Raw genomic sequence first — 6,297 nt, forward strand, 5'->3', positions numbered from 1 at the left:
GGCCGGACTCGTCCGGCCCCCGCGCGGCCGGGCGGCCGGGCCCGGACCGCCGGCTGTCGGCGCTTCCACGCTCAGCCGTCGATCAGGGCCCGCCACTCGGCGACCTCGGCGGCGTCCACCGGCGACCGCCACCCGTCGGCACGGACCGCACCGCCGACGTGGAAGGCGTCGAAGCCCTCCGCCCGCAGCTCCTTCAGGTGCTCGGCCCGCAGGCCGCCGCCGACCAGGATCCGCTGCCCGTACCCGGGCTCGCCGGCCTTGCCCAGCTCGGCCAGCAGCGCCTCCCGGCCGGCGTCCACGCCGCCGGCCGCGCCGGAGGTGAGGAAGGTGTCCAGCCCGGGCAGCGCCCCGACGGCCGCACGGACGGCGGCCCGGTCGGCGCTGTGGTCGATCGCCCGGTGGAAGGTCCAGCGGCAGCCGGCCACCGCCTCGGCGACGGCGGTGGTGGCGGCGAGGTCCACCGACCCGTCGGCGGCCAGGAAGCCGAAGACGAACTCGTCGGCGCCCTCGGCCCGGAGGGCGGCGGCGCGGGCGCGCAGCTCGTCCAGGTCGCCGGGGGCGAAGCCGTCGCGGATGCGGAGCATGACGCGCAGCGGGAGGTCCACGGCGGCGCGGATCGCGGCGAAGTCCCCGACCGCCGGGGTGAGCCCGTCGGCGGCCATGTCCGTGACCAGTTCGAGCCGGTCGGCGCCGCCCGACTCGGCGGCCCGGGCGTCCTGGGGCGTCAGCGCGATGACTTCGAGAATTGGTCTAGACATGTGCACAGCCTGCCACATCGCACCGCCCCCGGCGACCCCCTGTGCCCCCACCCGGCGGCACCGCGCGCGGACAGCCGTACGGCCGGACGACCCGGTCCCACACCCGGGGTCGTCCGGCCGTACGAGAGGAGGCGAGGCCCCGGTCGTCCCGGCCCGAGCGGACTCAGGCCAGGCTCCGGTCACCTCCCGCCCCGGTCCGGGTGCGGCCCAGCGCCATGCCGAGCAGCACCAGCGCCGCCGCCGCGCCCAGTGCCCAGGGCAGCAGCCCCGACACCCCGCCGGCCACCTGCCAGAGCCGGAACAGGCTGAACATCAGGGTCAGCGGCAGCACCGCGAGCCCGACCGCCGCCGGCAGCAGCCGCCCGCGAGCCGCGAAGAGCAGCGCGAACAGCGGCACCAGCAGCAGCACCCCGGCCGTCGCGCCGTCCATCAGCACGAAGGAGCTGTAGAAGTCCTCCGCCCACAGCACCAGCCCGCCGCCGACCATCGCGGCCAGCACCGCGCCCCGCTCCCGCAGGCCCGGCCGCTCCAGCAGTTCCTGCGGCGCGAGCGCGAAGAGCACACCGGCGAACAGCGCCGGGGTCGCCTCGCTCGTCTCCAGGAAGACGAGCCAGGGGTCCCAGGAGTAGGCCGCGGCCCACCAGGCCGCCCCCCACAGGCCGACGAACGCCACGGCGAGCGCCGCGTACCGGGCGAGCCGCCACCGGCCGGCCAGCACGGCGGCGACCAGCAGCAACGGCACGAACACCTGACCGAGGAACCCCAGGTAAAAGGGCACCTGGGTGAACCGGTCCGGCAGATCCCACATCGAGACCCAGGCCGAGTGGGCCGCCTCGTACCCGCCCCGGGTCAGGCCCAGCCCCGCGATCGCCCCGGCGATCAGCGGCGCGGCGAGCGCGAGCAGCCGTCCGGCGGTGGAGGTGGCGGTCAGGCCGGTGCGCATGCGCAGCCCGTACGCCCCGAGGTCGAGCGCCTCGCGGGCGGTGGCGAGCCTGCCGGACTCGGCGGTGGAGTCGGCGAAGACGGCGGTCAGTTCGTCGCCGCGCTCGCGCCGGTAGCGGGCCGGGTAGAGCCGGAGCGCGGCGCGCAGCGCCACCGGCTCCCCCACCACCCCGGGAAATGCCTGAGTCGTCATGCGAAAGCCCCCCTGACCTTCGTGAATGCGAGCTTGGCCGACCCGGCGGCGGGCCGGACGACGACCGGACGGACGGCCGCCAGCCGGCGCTGGGCCTCCTCGGCGACGGCGCGCAGCCGTTCCGCCTCGGTGGCCAGCGCGCCCCGGCCGCCCTCGGTGAGCGCGTAGGTGCGCCGGGCGCGGCCGTCGACGACCTCTTCGGCCGCGACCTCGATCAGGCCCTGCTGGAGCAGCCGGTCGAGGGCGCCGTACAGCGTGCCGGTGCGCATCTTCACCCGGCCGTCGGAGATCGCGGCGATCTCCTGGATGAGCGCGTAGCCGTGCCTGGGCGCATCGGCCAGCGCGGTGAGCAGGAGCAGCGTCGGCTCCTGCATGGCTCGCTCTGTCATGGGACTACATATATCGTCAAACTGCATATGCCGCCAGCGGAACCGCCGAACGTCACGAAAACCGCCGATCCGCAGGCCCGCCGCCGGGGAGCCGCCAGAATGTGCCCATGCCGAAGACGTCCGCCGCCGCACCCGCCGACCTGCTCGCCGACTGGGCCGCCCTGCTGCGGCGCTGCGGCGCCACCGCCGACCCCGAGCCGTACGGCCGCGACCTGCTGGGCCGCTGGGCCGAGCCGCAGCGCCGCTACCACACCACCGACCACCTGCGGGCGGTGCTCGGCCACGTCGACGCGCTCGCCGGGCACGCCGCCGACCCGGACGCCGTCCGGCTGGCCGCCTGGTTCCACGACGCGGTCTACCGCCCGGACCGCTCCGAGAACGAGGAGCGCAGCGCCGCCCTCGCCGTCCGGGCGCTCACCGAGGCCGGACTGCCCGGGCCGCGGGTCGCCGAGGTCGCCCGGCTGGTCCGGCTCACCGTCACCCACCATCCCGAGCCCGGCGACCGGGACGGCGAGGTGCTGTGCGACGCCGACCTGGCCGTCCTCGGCGGCACCCCGGAGGCCTACGCCCGGTACGCGGCCGCCGTCCGCGAGGAGTACGCCTTCGTCCCCGAGCCGGACTTCCGGGCCGGCCGCGCCGCCGTCCTGCGGCAGCTGCTGGCGCTCCCCGCGCTCTACCGCACCCACGCCGCCCGGGGGAGCTTCGACGCCCCCGCCCGCACCAACCTGGCCGCCGAGCTCGGCACGCTCGAAGGCTGACCCGCCGGGCGCAGCGGGCCCGCCGGGATCAGGTGAGCCGGCCGACGGGCGCGACGACCGCGCCCTCCTTGCCGCAGACCCAGTGCGGCTCCGGCCCCAGCTCGGGCTCGACGCTGAGCGCGTGCGGGTCGCCCTCGGCGGCGCAGGCGGCGCAGAGCGGCCAGCGGCCGTACGCCTCCAGCAGCGCGTCCTGGACGTCCTGCGCGACCAGCCCGAGCACGTACTCGGTACCGTCCGGCCACTGCTCCAGCCACCAGCGGCGGTGCGTGACGGCCGTCTCGACCAGCGACACCACCGCGGCGTCCGCCACGTCCCGCGCGGTCAGGTCGGCCAGGATCAGCGCCCGCGCCTGGTGCAGGGCGGTCTCGATGTCATCTGCGGAAGCCATCCGCCCATTCTCCCGCACAACGCCGCACGGGCGGCTCCCCGAGGGGAACCGCCCGTGCGAGCGAAGACTTGACCGATCCGGCGAGGGATCAGAAGTCCATGTCACCGCCCGGCATGCCGCCGCCGGCGGCCGCAGCGGCCTTCTCCGGCTTGTCGGCGATGACGGCCTCGGTGGTGAGGAACAGCGCCGCGATGGAGGCGGCGTTCTGCAGCGCGGAGCGGGTGACCTTGGCCGGGTCGATGATGCCCTCGGCGACCAGGTCGACGTACTCGTTGGTGGCGGCGTTCAGGCCGTGACCGGCGGGGAGGTTGCGCACCTTCTCCACCACGACGCCGCCCTCGAGGCCGGAGTTGGTCGCGATCTGCTTGATCGGGGCCTCCAGCGCGACCTTGACGATGTTGGCACCGGTGGCCTCGTCGCCGTCGAGCTCCAGCTTGTCGAACGCGACACCGGCCTGCAGCAGGGCGACGCCACCACCGGCGACGATGCCCTCCTCGACGGCGGCCTTGGCGTTGCGGACGGCGTCCTCGATGCGGTGCTTGCGCTCCTTGAGCTCCACCTCGGTGGCCGCGCCGGCCTTGATGACGGCCACGCCGCCGGCCAGCTTGGCGAGGCGCTCCTGGAGCTTCTCGCGGTCGTAGTCCGAGTCGCTGTTCTCGATCTCGGCGCGGATCTGGTTCACGCGGCCCGCGACCTGCTCGCTGTCGCCGCCACCGTCGACGATGGTGGTCTCGTCCTTGGTGATGACCACCTTGCGGGCGGTGCCCAGCAGGTCGATGCCGGCGTTCTCCAGCTTGAGGCCGACCTCCTCGGAGATCACGGTGCCACCGGTGAGGATGGCGATGTCGCCGAGCATGGCCTTGCGGCGGTCGCCGAAGCCCGGGGCCTTGACGGCGACGGACTTGAAGGTGCCGCGGATCTTGTTCACGACCAGGGTCGACAGGGCCTCGCCCTCGACGTCCTCGGCGATGATGACGAGCGGCTTGCCGCTCTGCATGACCTTCTCCAGCAGCGGGAGCAGGTCCTTGACCGAGCCGATCTTGGAGTTGGCGATGAGGATGTACGGGTCCTCGAAGGTCGCCTCCATGCGCTCCAGGTCGGTGGCGAAGTAGGCGGAGATGTAGCCCTTGTCGAAGCGCATGCCCTCGGTGAGCTCGAGCTCCAGGCCGAAGGTGTTGCTCTCCTCGACGGTGATGACGCCTTCCTTGCCGACCTTGTCCATGGCCTCGGCGATGAGCTCGCCGATCTGGGTGTCGGCGGCCGAGATGGAGGCGGTGGAGGCGATCTGCTCCTTGGTCTCCACGTCCTTGGCCTGAGCCAGCAGCTGGTCGGAGACGGCGGCGACGGCCTTCTCGATGCCGCGCTTCAGGGCCATCGGGTTGGCGCCGGCGGCGACGTTGCGCAGACCCTCGCGGACGAGCGCCTGGGCCAGCACGGTGGCGGTGGTGGTGCCGTCACCCGCGACGTCGTCGGTCTTCTTGGCGACCTCCTTGACGAGCTCCGCGCCGATCTTCTCGTAGGGGTCCTCGAGCTCGATCTCCTTGGCGATGGAGACACCGTCGTTGGTGATCGTGGGGGCGCCCCACTTCTTCTCCAGCACGACGTTGCGGCCCTTGGGGCCGAGCGTGACCTTCACTGCGTCGGCGAGCTGGTTCATGCCACGCTCAAGGCCGCGGCGAGCTTCCTCATCAAAGGCGATGATCTTGGCCATCAGAAGTGGTCCTCCGGGACACGGTCGACTGCTCGGACCAAGGGGTGCCCGCGACGGACGGCCCTGGTGTGCGGGGGTCCTTTCCCCTACCGCTCCCGGGGGCCTCACCGACCCGGTCCGCTGTCACTCTCACGCTGTGAGTGCTAACGCCAATGATTAGCACTCCGGGTAGGCGAGTGCAAGCCCAATCGCCAACCCGCGAGCCGCGGCGGCCGCCCCGGCGGACACGGCGAGGGGCCCGCACGACGGGTGTCGTGCGGGCCCCTCGCCAAGCAGGAGGTGCACCAGCCGGTGGGCCGAGCAGGACTCCAGGGTGTCGGAAAGGTCAGACCGCCGCGCGGACCATGTCCGCCTGCGGGCCCTTCTGCCCCTGAGAGATCTCGAACTCGACCCGCTGGCCCTCCTCAAGGGTGCGGTAGCCGTCCATCTGGATCGCGCTGTAGTGGACGAAGACGTCCGCACCACCGTCGACCGCGATGAAGCCGTAGCCCTTCTCCGCGTTGAACCACTTGACGGTGCCCTGAGCCATTCCGAACTCCCCTAGTGCTGTGCTGGCCCTTCACGCGCCCGCAGGTCGCGGGCCCGGGTCTGGTTTGAGGCCGGCCCGGGGAACCCCCCCTGGGCACAGCCGTGCACGCCGCAATCCCCGCCGGAAGCACCGGACGGCGTCCGGTGCGGGGGCGATTGCGTCGACCGCGGCTGAATGTATCCGTATCGACGCCCTCTGCAACAGGGCCAGCCGCCGGGAATTCCCTTGGGGTGCCAAGGGACAGGACGGACCAAATGGTCGTAAAGTCCCGCAATTCACGCCGGACATAGCGGACGAATTACTCAGATCCCCTCAAGAATTCTGACACCGGCCTGACATGTTTCCGGGCCGCGCACCCGGCGCGGGTCTCAGCGGCCGGACGGACACCGGCGGCGGGGGCCCCGGCGTGGGGCCGGGGGGAAAGGGCGGGACGGATTCGAGTACCGGTACGAGGGAGGGGGAGCCTCTTCCCGGCCGAGCGACACTCTACTCCGAGCGGACCGGAAAATATTCCCGCCGAAATGCGGGTAGCCGCCCGCGGGCACGCGACCGAGCCCGCAGCGACCCCGTCCACCAGGCTGCCCAGCCCGGACACCAGCTCCTCGCGGCCGCCACCGACCTGGTCGAGG

General features: G+C 73.2%; 7 protein-coding genes. 1 reads left to right on the plus strand and 6 read right to left on the minus strand.

The features are described 5' to 3' along the window. Nucleotides 1-71: 71 nt before the first annotated feature. The 3 genes from ABZ885_RS33305 to ABZ885_RS33315 form a co-directional block, all read right to left on the minus strand. Complete coding sequence (locus tag ABZ885_RS33305; protein WP_360197065.1) at nucleotides 72-758, minus strand: copper homeostasis protein CutC; 687 nt, start codon at nucleotides 756-758, stop codon at nucleotides 72-74. 163 nt (nucleotides 759-921) lie between these two features. Beyond that, complete coding sequence (locus ABZ885_RS33310; RefSeq protein ID WP_360197068.1) at nucleotides 922-1,893, minus strand: hypothetical protein; 972 nt, start codon at nucleotides 1,891-1,893, stop codon at nucleotides 922-924. After that, nucleotides 1,890-2,282 (minus strand): PadR family transcriptional regulator, encoded by a 393-nt coding sequence (locus tag ABZ885_RS33315; RefSeq protein ID WP_360197071.1) that lies wholly within the window; start codon nucleotides 2,280-2,282, stop codon nucleotides 1,890-1,892. The genes ABZ885_RS33310 and ABZ885_RS33315 overlap by 4 nt, the downstream gene beginning before the upstream one ends. Nucleotides 2,283-2,389: 107 nt before the next feature. On the opposite strand from ABZ885_RS33315, the gene ABZ885_RS33320 reads away from it, so the two are divergent. Then, nucleotides 2,390-3,040 (plus strand): hypothetical protein, encoded by a 651-nt coding sequence (locus tag ABZ885_RS33320; RefSeq protein ID WP_360197074.1) that lies wholly within the window; start codon nucleotides 2,390-2,392, stop codon nucleotides 3,038-3,040. Nucleotides 3,041-3,068: 28 nt separating this feature from the next. Here ABZ885_RS33320 and ABZ885_RS33325 read toward each other — a convergent pair whose 3' ends face one another. The 3 genes from ABZ885_RS33325 to ABZ885_RS33335 form a co-directional block, all read right to left on the minus strand. Next, nucleotides 3,069-3,428, minus strand: a complete 360-nt coding sequence (locus ABZ885_RS33325; protein ID WP_360197077.1) for a hypothetical protein — start codon at nucleotides 3,426-3,428, stop codon at nucleotides 3,069-3,071. 88 nt (nucleotides 3,429-3,516) lie between these two features. After that, nucleotides 3,517-5,139 (minus strand): chaperonin GroEL, encoded by a 1,623-nt coding sequence (groL, locus tag ABZ885_RS33330; protein ID WP_360197080.1) that lies wholly within the window; start codon nucleotides 5,137-5,139, stop codon nucleotides 3,517-3,519. Between the two features lie 325 nt (nucleotides 5,140-5,464). After that, nucleotides 5,465-5,668 (minus strand): cold-shock protein, encoded by a 204-nt coding sequence (locus ABZ885_RS33335; protein WP_030289665.1) that lies wholly within the window; start codon nucleotides 5,666-5,668, stop codon nucleotides 5,465-5,467. Nucleotides 5,669-6,297 lie beyond the last annotated feature (629 nt).

The sequence above is a fragment of the Kitasatospora sp. NPDC047058 genome, assembly GCF_040643935.1.
In the GTDB taxonomy this organism is placed as follows: Bacteria; Actinomycetota; Actinomycetes; order Streptomycetales; family Streptomycetaceae; genus Kitasatospora.